Consider the following 21403-nt stretch of genomic DNA (forward strand, 5'->3'; position numbering starts at 1 on the left):
TATGGCTTCATCATACTCCGCCGCTTTAAAACTGTCAATTAAAAACAATTAAAAGCAACTAATAAAAACTAAAAGCAAGTACCTGTTTTAACACTATCCCGAGACATGAACATGGCAAAGCCCGCCGGTCATTCACTAGGCCAGCGGGCTTGATATCCGATCATTGACATATCCACTTACACAATCCAATCATGATGCTGCTGAATAGAGATTTCCATACGAGCGGCAGCCTTCCTATTCATCCTCATGTGCCCACTCATTGGAGCTGACCTCGTAAAAATGATTATAAACTTCGTTAAGCAGTAGGATGAGCGTTCTGCTTTGCTCCTCTCCCAATTTCTCGATGAGACCGGAGAAAAGAAACTGGTATCTTTCTGTAGCTTTCTGAACGACAACTTCTCCTTTGCTTGTCAACCGAAGTAAAGTAATCCGTTTATCGGTAGAATCATTAAAACGCTCTACCAGACCAGCAGCTATTACATTTTTGATCATTTGTGTGACAGTTGGCGAGGTCACCGATAACCGTTTGCTGATGTCAGAAATATTGACTCCATGATCGCTTTCATTCGTAAGCTGATTTAAACATAGCAGTACCCGGATTTCGCTCGACTTAATACCGTAGACGGTTTGCTTTCGCCATGCGGCTTTACCAAACCGTTCGAACGTCTCTGACATTTCCTTCATAATAGAAGACATTGCCTCATCCACGGCAACTATCACCTCCGTTTGATATTTTCATTTATAGTACTACTCCTGCTCAAGAATCGATGCTTCACGATCACGAATGATTCGTCTGAGCTCGTTGGCAATGTCACGAGTAATCATACCACGCTCGTACAAGGCCTGTACCTCATCTCGTTCCGCTTGGATCGCTACCCAATGCAAATCTCTTTTGACTTCATCATCACCTTCTTTATTTCCTTGCAGTGAAAGATATGACTCTGACAGTTTATCTTTAATGAAATGGTAATGGTTAATAACCTCCATAACCTCTTTCTCTTTGGAACCGGAATGGAGCCTTCCCATAGTTTCGATAACGACACTGCTGGTTCGAAGCTTAATTTGTCTCATAGCCTCCCGATCCGTTCTGGATTGAGCGTCTGAAAGCCTCGATACATCCTTGAAAAAGACTCCCTTAAACCTTTTAGCTAAAGACTTCAGGATAATAAGCAAGAGATGCGTCCGACTTGATAAAATCAATTCAAGCTGTTCCAAGCTGTCAAGAAATAAAACAGCGTGCTCCTTGCTTATTTCCTTGTTTGCCAACAAACGGCGCGTTTCTTCACGTTCTATTTCAACAGCTTCGATTCGAAATTTAGGTTCATCTTTACTCATGCGCAGGCTGCCGTATCTGTTTTCATTCGGCTGAATGTGCTTCATCCAACGATTATAATCGGCTAGGACAGCCGCGGATTCAACCTCGTTGTCTTCATTCGTAGCATGATGAACTGCCTCAATCGCAGCGCTCATCATCTTGATCTGACCCAGTCGCTCTTTTTCCAGCCGCTCCTCTTCATTCTTCTTTCCATCGTTGCTGGCTAACAAGGGAAGTAGAATGCTCGCAGTAAGCAGAGACAGCAGGATGACAACCGTTGCCAGAAAAATAACCAGGGTGCGTTCTGGAAATGGGTCTCCATTCTCGATAATCAGCGGAATGGAGAAGGCGCCCGCAAGCGTCACAGCACCGCGAACACCCGATAAAGAAGTCATCGCAAGAATTTTAAACGATATTTTCTCATTGCTTTTACTACGACCAAATACAGTGCCCACCCGCGAAAAAGCGAAGGTCCATAAAAAGCGGAGCACGATCAGCATAACGAAAATGGCCAGCGCATAACCCAGGACTTCCCCATTATTGAAATCAGGACTCCCCAATACCGTACTGAAAACACTCGGAATTTGTAAGCCCAGAATAACAAATACGAGCCCGTTTAACAGGTAAAGAATCACGGACCAGGTATTATCTGAAACCTCATTCGTTCGTGGTTTTGCCTTTTGCGACTTATCTCGTTCGACAGCGTGCATAACACCACCGGCCACCGCGGCTAATATGCCGGATAAGCCTAATTCCTCTGCTGCCAAAAAAAGTGCAAACGGAGTCAGAATATGTATGAGCATATGCATGGTCTCGTCTTCGAGCCCGGATCTGCGCAGTAATATACGTAAACCGGTAATGAGCGATGCCAACACCGCACCAACGACAAGGCCGCCAATGGCAATAATCAAGAAGCTGGCACCAGCCTTCGGTAAAGAAAATACGCCCGTTACAGCAGCAGCTACCGCGAATTTGAAAGCGACAAGCCCTGAGGCATCGTTCATCAACGCCTCGCCTTCGAGCAGATGCATCAAGCTTTTGGGCAGGCGGATTCTCCCTGCTAATGCACCGACAGCGACGGCGTCTGTCGGCGACAGTATGGCAGCAAGACCGAACGCCACAGGCAGCGGGATCGATGGAATCATCCAATGAATGGCATAACCGATCAGAAAAACGGTTGCGAACACAAGTCCGACGGCTAGTACCAAAATAGGTGCGCGAAGTCGCCACAGCTCACCGCGGGGGGTGTGTTTGCCATCGTTATAGAGCAGAGGAGCGATAAATAAGAGAAAAAAAAGCTCAGGCTCCAGGTGCATATGAATGCTGAGTGGAATAAAAGTCACAACAACGCCCAGAGCAATTTGAATGAGGGGAACGGGAACGAATGGGATCTCCCGATTTATAACATTAGACACCCCAATAAGCGCAAGCAAAACCAAAATCGTAATAAACAATTCCATACCTAGCTTCTCCTCTTCAGCAGTTTTAAATTGTTCTGGACTTGCATATATTAAATCACACAATTAGATAGGTTTGCAACCTATCTAATTACAGACGACCTATTTTAAATCCGCTGAAATTAATGTCTCCCTTCGCACACAATTTGATACCTTTTATTTACAAACCGAATGTACGTTTATACAACAAAAAACCCGCTCTAGGCGGGTTTCTATCCATCCAATACGATCTAAGCCTACAGCCCAGAGCCATAACACACTATCGCTGTGCTGCTAGTAGTTTGCCAGCAGTTCTTCCCTTACCCTTTCAAGCCCGTAGTAGCGAGTCCCTGCACCAGATATTTTTGAAAAAATAAAAATACGAGCATCTGCGGAACAATCGACAACACGGACATCGCGAATAATGGACCCCATTGTGACATCGAGGACGGATCTGCAAACATCCGCAGGCCGAGCGACACGGTGAACAGCTTCGTTTGATTCAAGTAGATAAGCGGCCCGAGGAAATCATCCCACGACCAATAGAACGAAAAGATAGCGACTGTCGCCAACGCCGGAGCCATCAGCGGAAGCATCATATGCCAAAACACGCCAAAGGTAGAACAGCCGTCGATAACCGCTGACTCATCCAGCTCCTTGGGAATTCCTCTGATGAATTGAATCAGCAGGAAAATGAAAAACGGGGTTCCGCCTACGAATGCGGGAACGATCAATGGCAGAAAGGTATTCACCCAATCCAGCTTGTGAAACAAAATATATTGAGGAATCAATGTGACCTGCGCCGGCAGCATGATCGCCATTAGCAGCAAAGCAAACAATAGCTTACGCAGCTTAAACTGCAAACGTGCAAAACCAAATGCTACCAGACTGGACGAAATCAGCGTACCCATCACAATCGCTGTCGTAATGATTAAGGAATTTTGAAAAAACAGCCCAAAATGAAAATTACCGAACCCTGCCCAGCCCTTCACATAATTATCCCATCGCAGGCTTGAAGGTATTAAGGAAGACGCATTTTGAAAAATCTCCGCTTCCGGCTTCACCGAGCTCGAAATGGCCCATAGGATCGGATATACCATGAACAAGCCCAGCAGCACCACACCTGTATGAAATAAAATCGTGCGTATCGAACTGCTCATCCTATTTCCCTCCTTCGGTTTCATAATGAACCCATGAGGACGAAGATTTGAAAATCAATGCTGTGAACAGACCCACGATCAGCAGCAGCACCCAGGCCATCGCCGATGCATAGCCCATATGGAAATGCGTAAATGCCGTTTCATACAAATACACCGCATAAAATAAGGTGGAATCCATGGGGCCACCACTTGTAATCAGGAAGCTTTGCGTGAAGGTCATAAAGCCTCCTATCGTCTGCATCACCAGATTGAAAAATATGATAGGTGTCAGCATGGGCAGCGTAACACGGAAAAATCGCATGACGGCACCTGCTCCATCCATTTTGGCAGCCTCGTACAATTCAGTTGGAATTTGCTTGAGCCCCGCCAGAAAAATAAGCATTGGTGAGCCAAACTGCCAAACCACGAGCAGAATCAATGTCCATAAGGCAAAATCAGGACTTGCAATCCAGCTCATGCCTTTAATTCCAATCAAGCCCAGAAGTGAATTGACAGCTCCCTTGGAGCCGAATAATTGCTTCCACATCACAGCAACCGCGACACTTCCACCAAGAATGGACGGAATGTAATATAGGGTACGGTAAACGGTAACCCCTTTTCGATCCACATTGAAAATCATCGCAACCAGCAAGGCAAACATCAATTTAAGCGGAACCGAAACGAGCACGAACAGCAGAGTTACCTTAAGTGCAGTGAGAAAACGTTTATCGCTGGTGAACATCTCGATATAATTATCGAGTCCAATCCATTTGGGGTTGGACAGCATGTCATATTGCGTAAAGGAAAAATACAAAGAGGCCAGCATCGGGCCAATAATGAATACGACAAAACCTATAAGCCACGGTGATATAAAAGCATACGCAATGATCGTTTTTTTCCATTCCCGTAATGCAGCAAGCTTATTCACCCCGATAGATTGGCGGTCTGTTGCTACTGTCTGGCGCATCGTGAATCGCCCCCTATATGAAGATAAGCCGTCCGATGCCGAACGGCTGTTTACTTAATTTGTAGAACTCTTAGTTAACGTGTTAATAAACTTACTTTGCGCTTTTGGCTAAAATTTGCTCAGCATCCTTACGGAATTGCTTGGCACCTTCCTCCGGCGTCAGCTTGCCAAAATTGATCTGCTCCTGCAGCTTGCCGAGCAGCGTTCTGATTTCATTATCCCCTGGAGGGGATGGTGCTTCACTCTCGCGAGCATACTTTTGGGCAACTTCGACATAGGAGAACATCTGCTTGGACGTGTCTGGAAGCTTTGCCGAAACCGATTTACGGATTTCAGAGGAGATCGGAATTCCCCGCTCTGCCGCCAAGATATCATTACCTTCAGCATCATTGGTGAAGAAATCGATCAGCTTGGCTGCTGCTTCCGGATTTTTCGAGTGGCTGGTAACAGCGAATGACATCGCCGCTTTCAGGAAATGCCCTTCCTTTCCGCCGGGCAGCGTCGGGTAAACCGTCATTTTCAACGGACGTTTGGAAGCCGCTACCAAGGCGACAATCTGATTGCTTTGAACCGGCTGAATCGCTGCTTTGCCATGAACCAGCAGTGAATTTTCCAACTGTTTAAATTCAGATTGAACCTCGGGTCCTGGTGCCAAACCTTCCTTCATCAGCTTCTGCCAGTAGGTATAATAGTCAACGAACACCTTATCATCCGGATAAGCGAGCTTTTTCCCATCTGCCGAATAAAACATCGTACCGTTCTGTCTGACAAAATGCTTGAATCCGTCATAACCGTTATCCAGTGTAATCCCGTAGAAATCTTTACCCAGCTTGGCTTTCATAGTACGCAACGTATTGGCCATATCCTCATACGTATAACCCGGCTTTAATTCTTCAACGCCCGCTTTCTGGAATAGAGCCGGATCGTAGATCATCGTCATCGTGTTGGTACCCAGATTGACACCCCACAACTTGCCGTCCACTTTATCCGGTAAATAGTTGGCATCGACATTTTTAAGATTAATCGTTCCCTTATCTACATAAGGGTTCAAATCGACGAGCAATTTCCGTGAGACGTACTCATTGATGACGCCTTCATGAATTTGCATCAGATCCGGCAGGTTTCCTCCGGCAGCCTGGGTGTTCACTTTATTCCAGTAATCGTCAAACCCGATAAATTCGGATTGCACCTCAATGTTCGGATTTTTTTTCATGAACAAATCGATGGCTTTCAGCGTTTTATCATTCCGGTCCTGAGAGCCCCACCAGGCTACACGAATTTTCACCTTCGCTGCCGGATCCGTCTTGGCCGTATCTGCCTTGGGTGCCTCCTGCTTGGGAGTATCGGTTTTGGGAGCCATTGTACTGTTACCGTTATTGGCTCCCGTCGAACAGCCTGCCACTCCCCCTGCCAATATCACCATGGACATCATTGCTACCAAACTTCGCTTCATATTGAACCCTCCCTTTTCCTATGTACATAATGAAGTGAAACAACCGAGCTCAACCTTACGAGTTAAATCATGACCCTTGCGTGTGTAATTGCCGCTTGCCTAGAACAGGACATGACGCGAATGGCTTGTGCTCCGCATGGACCGTCGATCTCAAAAGGACGATCTTCACGCAGCGCATTTACGAAGGATTGATGAACATTGGGCAATGCCCCGCCACCAGATAGTGTATGCGGAAATGCAGCCTCCATCATGGTGCCGCCCTCGTAAGCCAGCTGTTCATCAATAAAGCTGTCCTTGAGTTGTATCGTCAATTCCCCACGATCCAGCACATATCTAGCCCAGCCTGACGTTCCGTTAACCTCCAGCACATACAAGGGGGTATCGGCTTGAACGAACGAGCTGTACGTTGTTTCGAGGACCGCTGTTACGCCTCTCGCCAAACCGTATATGGCCGTTGTCACATCATCGCCCTTCATCGGAGCATACAGCGTATTGGAATAGGCCTGCACCCATTCAATATCGCTATGCAGCCAGGCAAACAAATCGATCATATGAACACCAAGCAAATCCAGAGCACCCGAGGCCTCCTCCATTCGCCATTGCCCCTCCTGTATACGGAAGCCGTTGGAAGAAATCATCCTGCCCCGCAGCGAAATGATCTCACCAAAATGGTCTTGCCGGATCAACCGTCTGAGCAACTGAAGTGCCGGGTCCCCTCGAAAGCACATATAGACGCCAAGCTGACGTTCACAACGAACGGCTGCATCCACCATCCGATTAGCAGCATCGAAGGTGCCTGCCAATGGCTTTTGACATAAAGCATGCTTGCCGGATTCGAGACAGGCTATGGTTACGGACTCGTGGAAACGATTAGGCACAGCTATATCCACCCAATCGACTTCCTGATCTGACCATATCGCGTTGGAATCATTCGTCCAGTGAGGAATACCAAATTGCTCAGCGGCGGCTTTTGCCTTATTGATATCAGGATCACACAGCCATTTGAGTCTGGAGCCATTCAACGCTTGGTGTGCGGGAAGGTGAAGCGCCTGGGCAATGCCTCCGATTCCGATTAATGCGGCCGTCAATATTGTCATTCTGCTAAGCTCCTTTATTCGCCCTTAATCCAGGGACGCTGTCAATGAGTTCTCTGGCATCCTCATGTACGCGCTTGCATACTTGCCGGGAATGACTGTCTATATCTACAGCTGCTCCAGAATCCCTGCTGATCGCGTCGGCAATTATAGTGATTCTCAGCTTTGACCCCCCTTTAGCCATACCGACTCTTCCTAAAAAGCTTATCATAAAAAAACACGTTAAACTTTCATTAATAACGGTTATAATGTAGTTAAAGTACGGTGTTAGGAGGTACTGTATGGCCGTTATTGAGCATTTGGATTTGACGGATAACCATTTTGTTCTGAAGTATCAGGCAGACCAAAAAATGGTTAACCATTTTCATGCCCATAAAGGGATGGAGTTTATGTATATTTACGAGGGGAAAGGTCATTTGATGCTGGATAGCCGAATGTATGAGTTCAAAAGCGGACAATTGATTGTGTTCCAGCCCTTCCAACTGCACCGTATCCAACAGGATAACACCTTGGATTATATACGCTCCTATGTCGTATTCGAGCCGTCACTGTTTGATACTTATTTGGCACCATTTCCGGTATTGCGCAGCTTTTTCCAGCATCTATGGAAGGATCAGTTGAGCAAGCAAATATTCGAGCTAAGTGAGGAGCACCCGCTGGTCCTGCTCTACAAGGAACTCCATGAACGATGTGCCAAAGTTCCCTCCAACACGCTGGCTGAGGAATATGGTTTGTTCTTCGTCCGTTTTCTATGCCTGCTTCGCACGATATGGACGGAATATGATAGCACGGATGGCGCTTCAATCCGATCGCTCAACCACGCCGAACGGATTATGGATTGGATCGAGGCGCATTATCAGGAGCCTTTCTCCATTCACGAGTTGGCCAAGGAGGTTCATCTGTCCCACAAGCATATCTCTGCGCTATTCAAGCAAAAAACCGGGGGAACCATCACCGACTACCTGATGGCCAAACGTCTGAATCAGGCGTGTTTATTATTAAAAACCTCCTCCAAAACCATCAGCGAGATTTGTTTGGAAAGCGGTTTCGCGAATCTGTCTTACTTTTGCCAGTTTTTCAAAAAAAGGATGAGCATCACGCCCTATCAATACCGAAAGCAGTATTTGGACTTATAGCTCTCTTCTAATGTTCAACTGGTTGCGCTGATCTCTGGGTGAAATTCCTCTGTACTGCTTGAATTGCTTGTTAAAATAACTTAAGGAATGGAAGCCGCACTCAAAAGCGATATCGGTGATCGATTTGGCTGTGTGGTCCAGCAGGTAGACTGCAGATTGCAATCGTAAGCGGCTAATAAATTCATTGGGGGACAGACTCGTAGTGCCTTTGAATTTTTTGAAAAACAGTGTTTTCCGCAGATTCGACATGACGATCATTTCGTTGATATCGATATCCTCAGAGAAATGGGAAAGCATATACTGAATGACATTAATAATCCCCTGATCTGCTTTTGAATTGGAAGGATCATCCAGCTGTACAGCCTCATAGTAGCGGAATATCATCACCAGAATATCGATAAAATACAGATATTGCTTGGCCCTCCATCCGGGAAGCTGCTGTTCCCCTTCGGCTATCGCCAGCTTGGAAGCGTATTGTATCGCTTGAGCGTACGTCGTATGTGCAGGAATTAATGGCGAGAACTTGTCGGCCGCATAGAACGGCGTTAGCAGCTTATGTCCTTCCGGGATTGACCTCGCAATCGAAGGGGCAAACAACACCATCGTCCACTCTACCGGCTTATCACTTTCCTCAGCCAGATTCCAATGAGGCTCAAAAGGACGAAACACATAAACATCACCAGGCTTGCCATGATAATCACGGTCGCACAGGTGGTATTTGACATTATTTTTTAACACAATGCTAATTTCCAGCGCATCATGAACATGCATCTCATGCTCGGTTAAAGTACCTACTTTTTTCACAAAATTAAGTTCATCATCCAAACGAATATCATCGTAAAACATAGCTGCTTCCTCCGTCATTTCAGGTTGAATCTGGAATACTTGTCAGCCTTTAAGTATAGCAGACATCCTTTTATTATGAAAGCGGATCCAACCATGTGCAAGTACTAGGCAAAAAAACCGAAAGCGCTTGGCTTCCGGTTCTTGTTGCTTATCTTAATAAACCCGCTTGGCTCCCAAATATCTCGGTGTCCAGTAGCTGTTGTTGTCTAAAGTCTGTACAGCAATGCCTGCCGAGCGGGTCGCTGAAATAAACTGACCCCCGCCTACATAGATGCCGACATGGTCAACGACGCCTGGTGTATTGATACTGAAGAAAACAAGATCACCCGGTTGCAGCTTGCTTCGACTTACCGTTGTGCCCATTTGAAACAATTCGGCGGAAGACGTCCGATTCATGGAAACACCATGTGTCGAAAACATATAATAAATGAAGCCGGAGCAATCAAAGCCAATGCCCGGATTCGTGCCACCCCATACGTAGGGGGTTTTTAGGTAATTGTAGCTATCAGCGACGATTTTCTTTTTGATCAACGCATTTGTAATGGCTGTCTGGGTCTTCAGGTCGGCGATTCCAGTTGTCGGCAAACTGTATGCTTGTTGAAAGTCCACGATAGCCTGTGAAGTCATGCTTCCATAGTAACCTGTTGCGATATCGTATTTAAAATACCCAAGTACTTTCAAATTGGTTTGCAGCAAGGATACCTGGGTGCCTGTAGATCCCTGTGACAGAACTGTTGAGGAGGTCGACTCCGCAGAAGCGGAACAAGTAAGATAAGGGAGAGTGGAGGCGGATAACAATAGTGCAGAGCATAGTAGAAATTTGGATAATGTCTGTTTCATCTTGTCAATTTCCTTCCCACAATGAAGTTTCTCCCATCTTACCCTCTTCCTTGCTATTCTCTCAACACATAAATTTTGGTATAGAATATTAATTTTGTTAATAGATACATATAAAACACGAAGGATACCAGTTGCCCGGCACCCTTCGTACATCCAAAACGGATATGATTTAGCAATTATTACTTAACTTGGTCCAACAGCTTGCCAATCAGAGTCACTGCTTCTGCACGGGTTGCACTCGCATGAGGAGCGAACAAATTATTATCTCTTCCGTTAATAATTCCTTGCTTAGCCGCAGCAGCAACGTACGCACGTGCCCAAGATGGAACTTGCTCGGCATCTGCAAACGAAAGTGTTTCCTTTTCATCAGACGGAAGCTTCAACGCCCTCCCGATCATAACCGCGATTTCCGATCTGGAAATTTTGCGGTCTGCGCGGAAAGTTTGATCCTCATAGCTCGTTATAATACCTGCACCTACCGTCTGAGCCAAATGTGGTTTCACCCAAGCTGGTATGCTGGAGAGGTCAGCAAAAGTTAATTCTGTTGCTTTGCCCTCTAATTTGAGTGCTCGACTGATCATTACCGTAAATTCGGCACGATTGATTTCACCGTCAGGTCGGAATGAACCGTCCTCATACCCAGTAACGATGCCAAGTGCCAATGCACGCCCAATTGCGGCTTTACTCCAATGGTTCTGAATATCGCTTAATGCAATCTGTCCTGCTGTTGGATTAACCGTTGGTTGACCACTCTCGGTGATTGATGTCAGTGTTGCATTTTGATCAATAGCCGTCATGCTGGACTTATCATAAGCAATTTCAACATCGAAGGACTGGACATCATTGACGGCTGTCTGAGCCAATTTGACCGTGCCTTTTGATCTCGCTGATAAATCCTTTACTTCATATTCGATCTCACGAGTATTTTTCAATTCATCCTTGCTAAGGACGCTAACCTCGGACAAGCTTCCATTTTGCTCCATCTTCATTTCTGTTATTTTTTTACTTTGTTTAATAATAAAGGAAACGTATTGTTTTCCTCCAATTACTCTTACGATACCTGGGCTTTGCACATAATCCTGAATGATCGATTTCTCATCCGTTCCGCTTTTAAAAATCGTGAGGTTCATGCTGTACTTACCATCAACCAAAGTGGATGGTACCGTTCCTGATCCGCCTCCAGAGCCGCCGCCACCTGAACTCCCAGATCCGCTTGTACCAGTGCCTGGTGTTGTTGGAGTGGTTGGTGTTGTCGAATCGTCGGGTACATTAACTGCGATGACCTTGTCAAATTCTAATTTAAAGGTATGTTCCTCCCCTCCTGAACCCTTTAATTGAATTGCGTAGGTAGCTGTCAAATCCTCAGTTTCAAACTCCACCTGCCTGGAGCTTTCCTCAGCAGCCAATATTCTTACGACCCCTGATTGTTTAAGTGAATATTGCGGTAATAACTCGGACTTTGTACCGTCAGTTTTAATAAGCTGAATTTTCGAAACCGTTACTCCACTTTTCAATTTTATTGCTGCCATTTTCTTACCGTTAACTACCTTCAGAGTGCCTCCATTGTCCACATAGTTACTGATAGGAGTTCCGGAGCCATCCTCCGATGCTGCTGCTTTGAAGGTAACACTGTATTCACCGTTTTTAACAGGCTGAGTTAAATCAATAGTCTTGTCAACTACGACTACTTTGAACGCATTTAGCGCTGTTTGCAGAGATGATAGCGCTCCATCCACCTGCTGCTGGGTAGCGGATGTGTTGCCAGCCGTCGTCTTGGCTTCATTAATAGCCACTAGCAATGTGCTTTTCGCACCTGTTGGATATTGACCATGGTTTGTTCCTTCTACAGCTGCATCATGAATGGCTTGAGCTTCAGCTATAAGTGCTTGCAAGGAATTGGTATTCACGATAATGAATTTCAAACGAATCGAATGATCCATTTCATAAGGCGATCCATTGGGCAGTGAGGTAGATACATGCACCACAGCGTTCAGCAATGCCGTCATGTCGCTCACTTCAAACTCAACTACTCTTGTATTCGCTGCTGTATCTGTGCTGACTGTAGTTGCTTCCATCATTGTACCGTTCTGCTCAACCTTGAAGCTCGGTACCACCGTGCTGTTATTGATAGTGAACGATACCTTGTTCTTACCGTCTTGTATCTTCCATTTTGCTGGCTTGTTAAAGTAACTATCCATGGATGAAGCTTGATCCCTGGTAGCATGCAGCGCTGTAAAGTTTATTTCTCGTTCCGTGGTTACATTGGAAAAACCAAGCTCTACATCGTACTCATTGTCGTACAAGAAGGTAGGCGTTACCTGCCAGTAAATTTTCACCCATCCGTTCAATCGTGCATTCAAATCATTGACTTCGAATTTAATAATTCGGGTGTTGTTAGTGGCATCTTTACTTACGATAGCCGTTTCTGTCAAAATTCCAGCTTGCTCAGTCTTGAACGAAGTGATTTCTGCACTTTGCAGCAATTTGAACGAGATATACTTTTTACCGCCGGCAACCGTTAATTTACCGCTGTTCTTATCTACGTAATCGTACATCACTGAATTTTCATTCGTACCTTTTTTGTAAATGTTGAAGCTGACTGCATACTCGCCGTCCGCTAATCCTCCCGTTCCTGTCCCAGGATTAGTGACAACAACAACCGCTGCTTTGAACACAGTCAGCGCCGCTTGCAGAGCTGCTTGTGCTTCATCCACCTGCTGCTGGGTAGCGGATGTACTGTCAGATGTCGTCTTGGCTTGATTAATAGCCACAAGCAATGTGCTTTTCGCACCTGCCGGATATTGACCATTTGCGCTTCCTTCCACAGCTGCATCATGGAATGCTTGTGCGTCGGTTATCAACGTTTTCAAGGAGGTCTTATTGGAGATTTCGAATCTCAAGCGAATCGAATGATCCATTTCATAGGGCGATCCATTTGGCAGTGAGGTAGATACGTGCACCACAGCGTTCAGCAATGTCGTCATGTCGCTCACTTCAAACTCAACCACTCTTGTATTTGCTGCTGTATCTGTGCTGACTGTAGTTGCTTCCACCATTGTACCGTTCTGATCAACCTTGAAGCTCGGTACCACCGTGCTGTTATTGATTGTGAACGAAACTTTGTTCTTACCGTCTTGTACTTTCCATTTTGCTGGCTTGTTAAAGTAACTATCCATGGAGGAAGCTTGATCCTTGGTAGCATGCAACGCTGTAAAGTTTACGTTCTGCTCGGATATAACATTTGAAAAACCAAATTCAATGGAGTACTCGTTATCATAAAGGAAAGTAGGCGTCAACCACCAGTAAATTTTCACCCAGCCTTCCAATCTCTTGGACAAATCTTCTACTTCAAATTCAACCACTCTCGTGTTCGCAGCAAGATCTTTGCTTATTACTTTGGTATCAACCAAAGCACCATTCTGCGTGGTCTTTAATGACAGAATCTCGGCATTCTGCTTCAAGGTAAACGAGACATACTTTTTACCTCCTGCAACCGTTAATTTGCCGCTGTCCTTGTCTACGTAAGTATACATAACGGATTGTTGATTGGTCTTATTACTATAGATCATAAAGTCCAGCTTGTATTCGCCATCTTGCAGTGCAGGTACAGGATTATTCGTAATCAAATGAGCTTGCAGCTCTTGATAAGCTGCTTGCAGCTGTGCAACCTGCTGGTCTATCCTCTCTTGTGAATATTGGTTGCCATTGCTGATGGTTTTGGACGCATTAAGAATCGTAGTAAACGATGTCATTGAACCCACCGTGTATTGACCGTTGTAGATTCCCTCACGGGCTGAATCAACCTGGGCAATTAGAGCATTTAACTGATCTTTACTGCCGGTCGGGTTCACAGTAAAGGTGAACGAGCAATCATCGACTTTTAATTTGCTGCCATCCTTGTTGATAATGGAAATATCGGATGCTTGTATCGTTACGTTACTAATTTGCGAGGTTGCTTTAGTCTGCACGGATAAGGATAGCAATTGAAAAGAAGTCTCAGATGTAATACTGACAGGATTGCTTCTGTCCTTGATATCAAAAGTAACGAGATACTTTCCAGGAGCTACTTCCGTTTTTACCGGTGTATTAAATTGATTTTGGGCAGTAGCGCCCGATAATTCCATCTCATTCGGATTGAAGGATATCGTCGCTTCATATCCATACACTTGCTGGTACACACTATTGGTCACATTACCGACAGATTGCCAAATGCTAGAGAGCTTGTTTCCACCATACACCGAGGTTGTGGCAGATTTTAATTGTACGGTAGGATCATTGCTCGCCGCCGTTGCATCCGGAAGCGGGATGCCTGCAAGCAGGACAAACAGGATGAGTAAGCTTGACAAGACTTTCTTAAATTGCGCGTTCACAGTATCTCTCCTTTACGAATAAGCAGCCTGGATATAGCACCGATAATGATCAGTAGGGCTATCCAATCTTTCAAATAATAACGATAATCATTCTCAATGATAAAGCAAAAAAAATATTGTTACGTCTTCTTATTCACTTAGTATTTGCTAATCAATCTTCTTTCCTGCTTATACCGGGATAAATGAATTGCCGTATGCATACAATTTCGATAGTATATGAGTGAGTAAATAATTGTCAACCCCCAAATTGACATAACTTTTCTTGATATGGGTTATTAAAATTTGTTATTAAATTCATAATTGACAATGAGAATCATTTTCAATATTATTTAACTTAATGTGTAATTACTCCATATCTCTGAAAAAACATAAAGCTACCCACGTTATACAACCATGAGCAGCTTTATATAAATACATCACAACACAATTACTTCTTGTAAGGCGACAAATCTTCGCGGTCTGTCAGCAGCTTGCCCGTCTCAGCATATCGGCAGACGGCTGATGCCACTTGGAAGGCATACGCTCTTCTTGGCAGATCGGTATGGTTCGTTTTACTATGATGCAACGTTTCGCGATGGAAAATTACAGCATCCCCGGGAGCCATCGGCTTGCAAGGTGCCCCATTATCCGGATCAGCAGCACGGCGATGTGTTTCTCCAGCCTCATTCAGATCCTTTTGACGACCCATACGATGGGATCTTGGCGCCAACCACAAGCCGGCGTTCTCTTGAGTAATGTGATCCAATGCGACGAAACCATTAAGCATATGCCCAAGAATATGCGTGTACATATTATCCTGATGCCAGGCCAAGCCTTCGCCACGTGGAGGAACAACAGCATACATCCCCATCCACAGCTTGACATCGTCTCCCAAAATGCGTTCAAAGGATTCAATAATCCGCGTATTGCTCAGGAAATTGACTGTTTCCGGAAACTGTGCCTGACTTTTGGCCAAGCTTACAGTAGGATTGGACTTCCACTTGCCATCATTGGATTGCTGGGTGGCAAATTCTGTATTCTCCTTATTAATTTTATCAACGGCTTCCTGGGTCAAAAAGCCAGGTGCGTAGAAGAAGCCCTCGCGGTAAAATTCTTCAATCATATCCTCGGTCAATACAAAATTCGATGCGTTGGTCATTAGCATGGGGTGAACCCTCCTTGTTTGGTATGCTATAAATATATCGAAAAAATATGTTCTTCACTGCTTCAATTCAATCAATTAGTTGTACTTTTGTTCAGCCCTTCGCAGGAGTTCGAAGAATTGGGCATAAGTGCTCTTGATTACAGGTTAGTCTGCATTCGGATATACTCGTAAGGCTTCCAACGTGACTGCTCAGAGACAGGCGCCTGCCCTTCCCTCGGCTGTAAAGCTGCCCAATGCTCGGTACCTGATTCAGCTGAGCTTACAATCTGTGACCACAATCCCTCAACTACCCCATAGGAAAGGGGGAGCCGATTCGTCGCAGGTTCGGATTGTAGTCCAAGTTCAGTCACAATACGGCTTAAAGCAAGCTCACAAGCATCGCAAATCAGTTCACCGTACGCACGAGTCGCCTCATCGGCATCCAATGCAGCCGCCAACCGTCCGCCAGCCCCATCCAGCTCCTCCAAAGCTTTCTTGGAAGGATCTATCAGATCAGGCCGAATGTGCATCAGCATCGAAATCTCGTATTTTCCGGCATGATCACCCGTATACGTGCCCTCAACCAGATCAAAATCCGTTCCATACCAAATGTTCATTCCTGTCTGCTCCTGAAACATCCGGGAAATTTTACGCAGATCATGCACATGAGCCCCACCGTGCCCGGACAATATGACCGCCGACTGAAAGCCTGCATTATAGAAGGAACGCAGCTGATACAGGAAAAAATGGTAAAATACGTATGGAGGAACGGATGACATATAAGGATTATGTTCCCCCACATTTGCCTCCAGAAATTTGGCTGAAGGCCCTGACTCGTGCACATGATAGTTCATGCTGGGAGCGACAATACCACCCACCTGCCGGGCTACACGTGTGCATAAATATTCCGCTTTGAAGGTGTCCAGACCAAAAGCACTGATCTGACCATGCGGCTCACACAAACCAAGCGGCATATACACGATAGGACATTGCTGCTGGCGCTTAATCAATTCAGCCGGGAACAGCTCGGCCCATAGCACCTTGGATACGGTTTCAGAGTCATTGCTCATAAATGTCTCCTAGCATGATAGAAGTGTCTGATCCAACGCTCACGTATTTTAATAAGCTCAAACAACTCATCGGGCAATGCTTCCTTGTCACAAGCTGCGATATTTTCCGCTGCATATTCGAGTACCTGCATCGAAGAAATCGCAACGGTCACACCCGGGTCCTTCAGCACGAATTTGATGGCCAGCTCCGTTAATGAGCTTGCATACTGAGGCACATATTGGCGTAGGCGATCCACCTTGTCCAGATAAACACTTCGTGGCTGACAGTCAAAATAATTGTAGCGATAATCCGAATCGGGGATAACGGTATCCTCCTTCAAGAATCCAGTCAGCCCTCCTTCGTCCAGAATTACCCTTGCTATGACAGCCACTTTATTCTCCTGGCAGATTGGAACCAGACAATCGAGCGCGACCGAGTCAAAGATGTTGACGATCGTTTGCACCGAATCAATAACACCCGCTCTAACTAATGAAATCGCATGATCATGCCGGTGGTCCGGCAAAGAGACGCCCAAATATCGAACCTTGCCTTCCTCTTTCAGCCTGAGCAGCTCTTCCATCCAATAATCTACACCATCCCATTGCGGCCAATAGACATGAAGCTGGAGCAGATCCAGTGTCTCTATATCCATAGCCTGCAGCGATTGCTCCACGCTCGTCCGTATGGATCCGGGCGGGTAGGTGGATTGTACATCCAGCGGGAAATGAAAGCCTGCGCCGGGTAAGGAATGGGGCGGTGCCGAGGCGGCAGCTTTTGTTGCTATGAACGGTCTTTCCCCGTTCCACTCCTTTAAAGCCTTGCCTATAAGCTCCTCCGATCTTCCGTACACTCTTGCCGTATCAATAAAATTAACTCCGTTCTCCAGCGCATACACAATGGAACGGATCATCGCAGCATCGTCTTGTTGGCCAAAGATACCATTTAAACCCATACCACCAAAGCCAAGCCTGCTGATGGTTTCACCCGAACGAGCGAACACGGACGTTTGCATATAAGTCTCCCTTCTTAAGCGAATACAGTCCTACTTTAGTTGTATCATGGAAAACTGTTCAAAACTTCCCCAAACCTGACGTAAAAGTTGTACTTTTGTTCAGTCAACGTAAAGAAGACTGCCTCACAGGTCTCTTCGGACCTTGCGGGACAGCCCCATCTTCACTTCATACATTCTTTCTACTACCTCGTCAAGCCGTTTATTTTTTCTTCGTATACCATTCATTCATGGCATCGATCGCCGCCTTGCCGCCTTTTGCATTAAACTCCTGCACGAACTTATCGAATTCATCCAGGCTTCGTTTACCCATGATGAATTTCAAAGCATTCTCCTCTGCGTAATTTCGCAGCTCATTAAACTTCGTATCATACGCTTCCACGGAAGGAGCATACGCAGTCTCATCACGGTTGCGCTTAAAAGGAATCAAAGGCTCATAGTAAGGCAAAAATCCTTTGGCTCCCAGCCGTGCAAAGAAGCTCGGGTCCGAATCGCCTAAGAAATACAGCGTACGCCACGGAATTGCGTTGCTTTGCTCAGCTGTTTGAACGACTTTATCGCCCTCTATCTTGTAATCCTCCCCTTCAATTCCGTAGGTCAGCAGCTTATCCGCTTCCGCACCAAATATAAAATTCATATATTCAGCAGCACCCTGCTTATTCTTCGCTTGCTTCGGAATAACCCAATAAGTGCCTATCGGACGTTCCTCTGGAAAACCCGATTGACCACCCTTACCCACAACAGGAGCGATGAATTTAAGCGTACCTCCATTGTTTTTATCCTTCATAGATCGATCAATGGTTTGTGCATCAGACCACGCCGTTGTAGTGAATACAGCCGTTCCGTTAATCAATTTGTCCTTCACGTCTTTGTTGATCGAAAACTCCTGATCAATCAAGCCTTCCCCATACCATTTCTTCATCGTCGTTAAAAATTCTTTATACTCCGGCTGCAGCCAGCTGAATTCCAGCTTGTTATTTTTGGTTACCGCCGTCATTCCTACCCCAAACGCTTGTGCAAATGGCGTGAAGGAATTCGTAAATGCGCCCGGATTGGAGGCCATTGCAGTCAGTGGTGCAATATTTTTCTTTTCCTTGATCGTTTTGAGCGTCGCATAAAAGTCATCCAGAGTTTCCGGATCCTTCAGATTCAGCTCTTTCATCACATCCGAACGTTCCAGCAGACCGTTGCCGACCTTTTGCGCGACGCGGTGTGGAATACCGTACACCTTGCCTTCGAAGCGGGTAGCGTCCAATATTTCCGGTGTAATCATAGCAGACAGTGTCGGAATACTACTCTTGATCAGGTCATTCAATGGCTCAAACGCTCCCTGCTGGGCCAGCTTGAAATAATCCGATTTGTTATTGATGCGAATCAGATCGGGCACATCACCGGATGCCAAAATGATCGAAACCTTTTGCGAGGGATTATCCTTGGGCAGTGCTTCGAATTTAAGATCAAAGCCTGATTTCTCTTTGAGCTGCTTGACCAATTTATTACTGTTCATATTGTCAGACCCTTGAAACTGCTCCAACGATGGGTGATAGGACATCATGATCTTTAATTCTTTGTTTTTGGTTGCAGGTTTGCTGGAACTGCTGCCCGGAGTTGTGCTAGTGCCTGAATCGTTACCACAGCCCGCGATAAAGCTGGTTAGCAGAATCGCTGACATCCCTATACATGCCGATTTCTTGTAGTTCATTGAAACCCCTCCTGTTTGTTTAATCATATCATGAAAAGCTGTTTGTATAATGAACGGAACGGCACTTATCCTTTTACCGCACCGAGCATAATTCCTTTGACAAAATATTTTTGAATAAATGGATACACACATATGATCGGAATAACCACACATAAAATGGCTGCCGCACGAATCGTCTCGGGGGTGACCTCCTTGAATACATCGGTGATGACCGTATCTGATGTTTTCTCATCCGTCACAAGCTGGAGCAGGAACATTTGCAGCGGCATCAAGCGTCTCTCTGTAATGTACATCATCGCCTGAAAGAAGCTGTTCCAATAGCCAACCGCGTAAAACATCGAAATCGTCGCCAGCGCTGGCTTGGATAAGGGCAAGTAAATGGACCCAAGAATACGCCAGTTATTGGCACCATCCATGCGAGCTGATTCCTCCAGAGATTCCGGTACTCCCATGAAAAAATTGCGTATGAGAATCAGATTAAAAGGAGCCAGCGCAACCGGTAAAATGAGGCCCCATAACGAATTCATCAGCCCCACCTGCTTAACGACCAGATAAGTCGGAATCAGACCCCCGCTAAAAAACATCGTGATCACAAACAGCATCATCAGAAATCTGCCGTAGGGCAATGTTTTTTTGGATAAAGCATACGCTGCCAGGACCGTTAGAGCCATACTAATCAAGGTTCCTGCCACCGTAATGAATATCGAATTGCCAAACGAGTAAAAAAATTGCTTGTTGGAAAGCACATATTGATATGACATCAGATTAAAGCCTTGGGGCCACAAGGTGATGTCCTTGGCTAATACATGTGCTTCACTGCTTAACGATTTGGCAGCAATATGAATGAACGGCAATATCATCGATAAGGAAACGAGCGACAAGAGCAGCACATTCACATAGCTGAATACAGATTCACCTTTTGTTTGTATCATGGAGACCACCGTCCTTCTATCATTAAAATACGCCCTCTTCACCCATTTTTCTTGCCAAATAATTAGCCAGCAGCAGCAGCACACACCCGATAACGGATTTAAAAAGTCCGGCAGCTGTCGTCAAGCCAAACTGCATCGTACCTAATCCAACGCGAAATACATAGGTATCAATAATATCCGCGACGTCATATACGACCGGATTGTACATGACCAGAACCTGCTCGAACCCGGCATCCAGCACATGACCAAGCCTCAATAACAGCAGCACGATGATCGTCGATCGAATCCCCGGCAAGGAAACATGCCAAATCTGTCTTAATCTTCCGGCTCCATCGACCGTTGCCGCCTGAAACAGCTCCTCATTAATTCCGATCAAGGCAGCCAAATAAATAATCGCGCCCCAGCCCGCTTCCTTCCACACATCGGAATAGACGAGAATCCAACGGAACAGCCGTTCATCAGATAAGAAAAAAACAGGCTGCAGGCCAAGCACTTCCAACGCCTTGTTGACGATACCACTGTTGGGCGACAGCAAATCTACGGCAATCCCTCCAATAACGACCCACGAAATGAAGTGAGGCAGGTAGGTAACCGTTTGCACAGCACGCTTGAACCGAACCAGCCTAAGCTCATTTAAGAGCAATGCCAACAGAATTGGGGCCGGGAATCCTACGATCAGCTTCATCAGGCTGATGTATAACGTGTTGCGCACCACTCTTGGAAATTCATCAAACAAAAACAGCTCGCGAAAATATTGCAGTCCAACCCATTTGCTGTTCATGACTCCCTGAATGAGGTTGTAGTCTTTAAATGCAATCACAACGCCGTACATCGGGACATATTTGAAAATAATCAAAAAAAGTAAACCAGGTAGTACCATCAGATAAAGATCCACGTATTTGAACAGGAATCTTTTCGAAACTGCTTTCATCGCTTTCTCCCCTCGCTGTCTGATCTTGTTTATTTTTCTACTATAACGTGGATGACCTAT

General features: G+C 45.6%; 17 protein-coding genes. 1 reads left to right on the forward strand and 16 read right to left on the reverse strand.

The features are described from left to right. Positions 1–234: 234 nt before the first annotated feature. From OB236_RS02360 to OB236_RS02390, 7 genes are all read right to left on the reverse strand, one after another. Entirely contained in the window at positions 235–708 is a 474-nt protein-coding gene (locus OB236_RS02360) for a MarR family winged helix-turn-helix transcriptional regulator (RefSeq protein ID WP_218638989.1), read from the reverse strand. 39 nt (positions 709–747) lie between these two features. Beyond that, positions 748–2775 carry a Na+/H+ antiporter gene (locus OB236_RS02365; protein ID WP_262682524.1) on the reverse strand — a complete coding sequence of 676 codons (2028 nt, stop codon included), beginning with the start codon at positions 2773–2775 and terminating at the stop codon, positions 748–750. Between the two features lie 296 nt (positions 2776–3071). After that, the gene (locus tag OB236_RS02370) at positions 3072–3911 is read right to left on the reverse strand and encodes a carbohydrate ABC transporter permease (protein ID WP_262682525.1); all 840 of its coding nucleotides are present in this window, start codon (positions 3909–3911) and stop codon (positions 3072–3074) included. A 1-nt stretch (position 3912) separates the two neighbouring features. Further along, complete coding sequence (locus OB236_RS02375) at positions 3913–4857, reverse strand: carbohydrate ABC transporter permease (protein ID WP_076228214.1); 945 nt, start codon at positions 4855–4857, stop codon at positions 3913–3915. Between the two features lie 91 nt (positions 4858–4948). Beyond that, a complete protein-coding gene (locus tag OB236_RS02380) occupies positions 4949–6310 on the reverse strand; it encodes an ABC transporter substrate-binding protein (protein ID WP_262682526.1) in 1362 nt (453 codons plus the stop codon). Positions 6311–6372: 62 nt separating this feature from the next. Then, positions 6373–7407, reverse strand: a complete 1035-nt coding sequence (locus tag OB236_RS02385) for a Gfo/Idh/MocA family protein (protein ID WP_262682527.1) — start codon at positions 7405–7407, stop codon at positions 6373–6375. A 4-nt stretch (positions 7408–7411) separates the two neighbouring features. After that, positions 7412–7588 (reverse strand): hypothetical protein, encoded by a 177-nt coding sequence (locus tag OB236_RS02390; RefSeq protein WP_262682528.1) that lies wholly within the window; start codon positions 7586–7588, stop codon positions 7412–7414. 97 nt (positions 7589–7685) lie between these two features. On the opposite strand from OB236_RS02390, the gene OB236_RS02395 reads away from it, so the two are divergent. After that, positions 7686–8540 (forward strand): AraC family transcriptional regulator, encoded by an 855-nt coding sequence (locus tag OB236_RS02395; RefSeq protein WP_262682529.1) that lies wholly within the window; start codon positions 7686–7688, stop codon positions 8538–8540. Here OB236_RS02395 and OB236_RS02400 read toward each other — a convergent pair. The 9 genes from OB236_RS02400 to OB236_RS02440 form a co-directional block, all read right to left on the reverse strand. Continuing rightward, on the reverse strand, positions 8535–9386 hold the full coding sequence (locus tag OB236_RS02400) for an AraC family transcriptional regulator (RefSeq protein ID WP_076228223.1): 852 nt from the start codon (positions 9384–9386) through the stop codon (positions 8535–8537). The genes OB236_RS02395 and OB236_RS02400 overlap by 6 nt on opposite strands. A 153-nt stretch (positions 9387–9539) precedes the next feature. Then, entirely contained in the window at positions 9540–10226 is a 687-nt protein-coding gene (locus OB236_RS02405) for a C40 family peptidase (protein WP_262682532.1), read from the reverse strand. 179 nt (positions 10227–10405) lie between these two features. After that, positions 10406–14596: an NEAT domain-containing protein gene (locus OB236_RS02410; RefSeq protein ID WP_262682534.1), complete on the reverse strand. Its 4191-nt coding sequence runs from the start codon at positions 14594–14596 to the stop codon at positions 10406–10408. Between the two features lie 427 nt (positions 14597–15023). Next, on the reverse strand, positions 15024–15740 hold the full coding sequence (locus OB236_RS02415; RefSeq protein WP_076228230.1) for a phytanoyl-CoA dioxygenase family protein: 717 nt from the start codon (positions 15738–15740) through the stop codon (positions 15024–15026). Positions 15741–15877: 137 nt separating this feature from the next. Continuing rightward, positions 15878–16789 carry a creatininase family protein gene (locus OB236_RS02420; RefSeq protein ID WP_262682536.1) on the reverse strand — a complete coding sequence of 304 codons (912 nt, stop codon included), beginning with the start codon at positions 16787–16789 and terminating at the stop codon, positions 15878–15880. Then, entirely contained in the window at positions 16786–17781 is a 996-nt protein-coding gene (locus tag OB236_RS02425) for an aldo/keto reductase (RefSeq protein WP_262682537.1), read from the reverse strand. The genes OB236_RS02420 and OB236_RS02425 overlap by 4 nt, the downstream gene beginning before the upstream one ends. Before the next feature lie 199 nt (positions 17782–17980). After that, a complete protein-coding gene (locus OB236_RS02430; RefSeq protein ID WP_262682539.1) occupies positions 17981–19480 on the reverse strand; it encodes an extracellular solute-binding protein in 1500 nt (499 codons plus the stop codon). A 65-nt stretch (positions 19481–19545) separates the two neighbouring features. Continuing rightward, on the reverse strand, positions 19546–20412 hold the full coding sequence (locus OB236_RS02435) for a carbohydrate ABC transporter permease (protein ID WP_262682541.1): 867 nt from the start codon (positions 20410–20412) through the stop codon (positions 19546–19548). Positions 20413–20434: 22 nt separating this feature from the next. Next, positions 20435–21343, reverse strand: a complete 909-nt coding sequence (locus tag OB236_RS02440; RefSeq protein ID WP_076228240.1) for an ABC transporter permease — start codon at positions 21341–21343, stop codon at positions 20435–20437. Positions 21344–21403 lie beyond the last annotated feature (60 nt).

The organism is Paenibacillus baimaensis (assembly GCF_025567575.1).

What these genes read in the sequence shown, in the direction of transcription:
- OB236_RS02370 (WP_262682525.1), bottom strand. Translation starts at nt 3,911, where the DNA reads ATGAGCAGTTCGATACGCACGATTTTATTTCATACAGGTGTGGTGCTG.
- OB236_RS02435 (WP_262682541.1), bottom strand. Translation starts at nt 20,412, where the DNA reads ATGATACAAACAAAAGGTGAATCTGTATTCAGCTATGTGAATGTGCTG.
- OB236_RS02395 (WP_262682529.1), top strand. Translation starts at nt 7,686, where the DNA reads ATGGCCGTTATTGAGCATTTGGATTTGACGGATAACCATTTTGTTCTG.
- OB236_RS02385 (WP_262682527.1), bottom strand. Translation starts at nt 7,407, where the DNA reads ATGACAATATTGACGGCCGCATTAATCGGAATCGGAGGCATTGCCCAG.
- OB236_RS02380 (WP_262682526.1), bottom strand. Translation starts at nt 6,310, where the DNA reads ATGAAGCGAAGTTTGGTAGCAATGATGTCCATGGTGATATTGGCAGGG.
- OB236_RS02390 (WP_262682528.1), bottom strand. Translation starts at nt 7,588, where the DNA reads ATGGCTAAAGGGGGGTCAAAGCTGAGAATCACTATAATTGCCGACGCG.
- OB236_RS02415 (WP_076228230.1), bottom strand. Translation starts at nt 15,740, where the DNA reads ATGCTAATGACCAACGCATCGAATTTTGTATTGACCGAGGATATGATT.
- OB236_RS02400 (WP_076228223.1), bottom strand. Translation starts at nt 9,386, where the DNA reads ATGTTTTACGATGATATTCGTTTGGATGATGAACTTAATTTTGTGAAA.
- OB236_RS02405 (WP_262682532.1), bottom strand. Translation starts at nt 10,226, where the DNA reads ATGAAACAGACATTATCCAAATTTCTACTATGCTCTGCACTATTGTTA.
- OB236_RS02430 (WP_262682539.1), bottom strand. Translation starts at nt 19,480, where the DNA reads ATGAACTACAAGAAATCGGCATGTATAGGGATGTCAGCGATTCTGCTA.
- OB236_RS02365 (WP_262682524.1), bottom strand. Translation starts at nt 2,775, where the DNA reads ATGGAATTGTTTATTACGATTTTGGTTTTGCTTGCGCTTATTGGGGTG.
- OB236_RS02440 (WP_076228240.1), bottom strand. Translation starts at nt 21,343, where the DNA reads ATGAAAGCAGTTTCGAAAAGATTCCTGTTCAAATACGTGGATCTTTAT.
- OB236_RS02420 (WP_262682536.1), bottom strand. Translation starts at nt 16,789, where the DNA reads ATGAGCAATGACTCTGAAACCGTATCCAAGGTGCTATGGGCCGAGCTG.
- OB236_RS02375 (WP_076228214.1), bottom strand. Translation starts at nt 4,857, where the DNA reads ATGCGCCAGACAGTAGCAACAGACCGCCAATCTATCGGGGTGAATAAG.
- OB236_RS02425 (WP_262682537.1), bottom strand. Translation starts at nt 17,781, where the DNA reads ATGCAAACGTCCGTGTTCGCTCGTTCGGGTGAAACCATCAGCAGGCTT.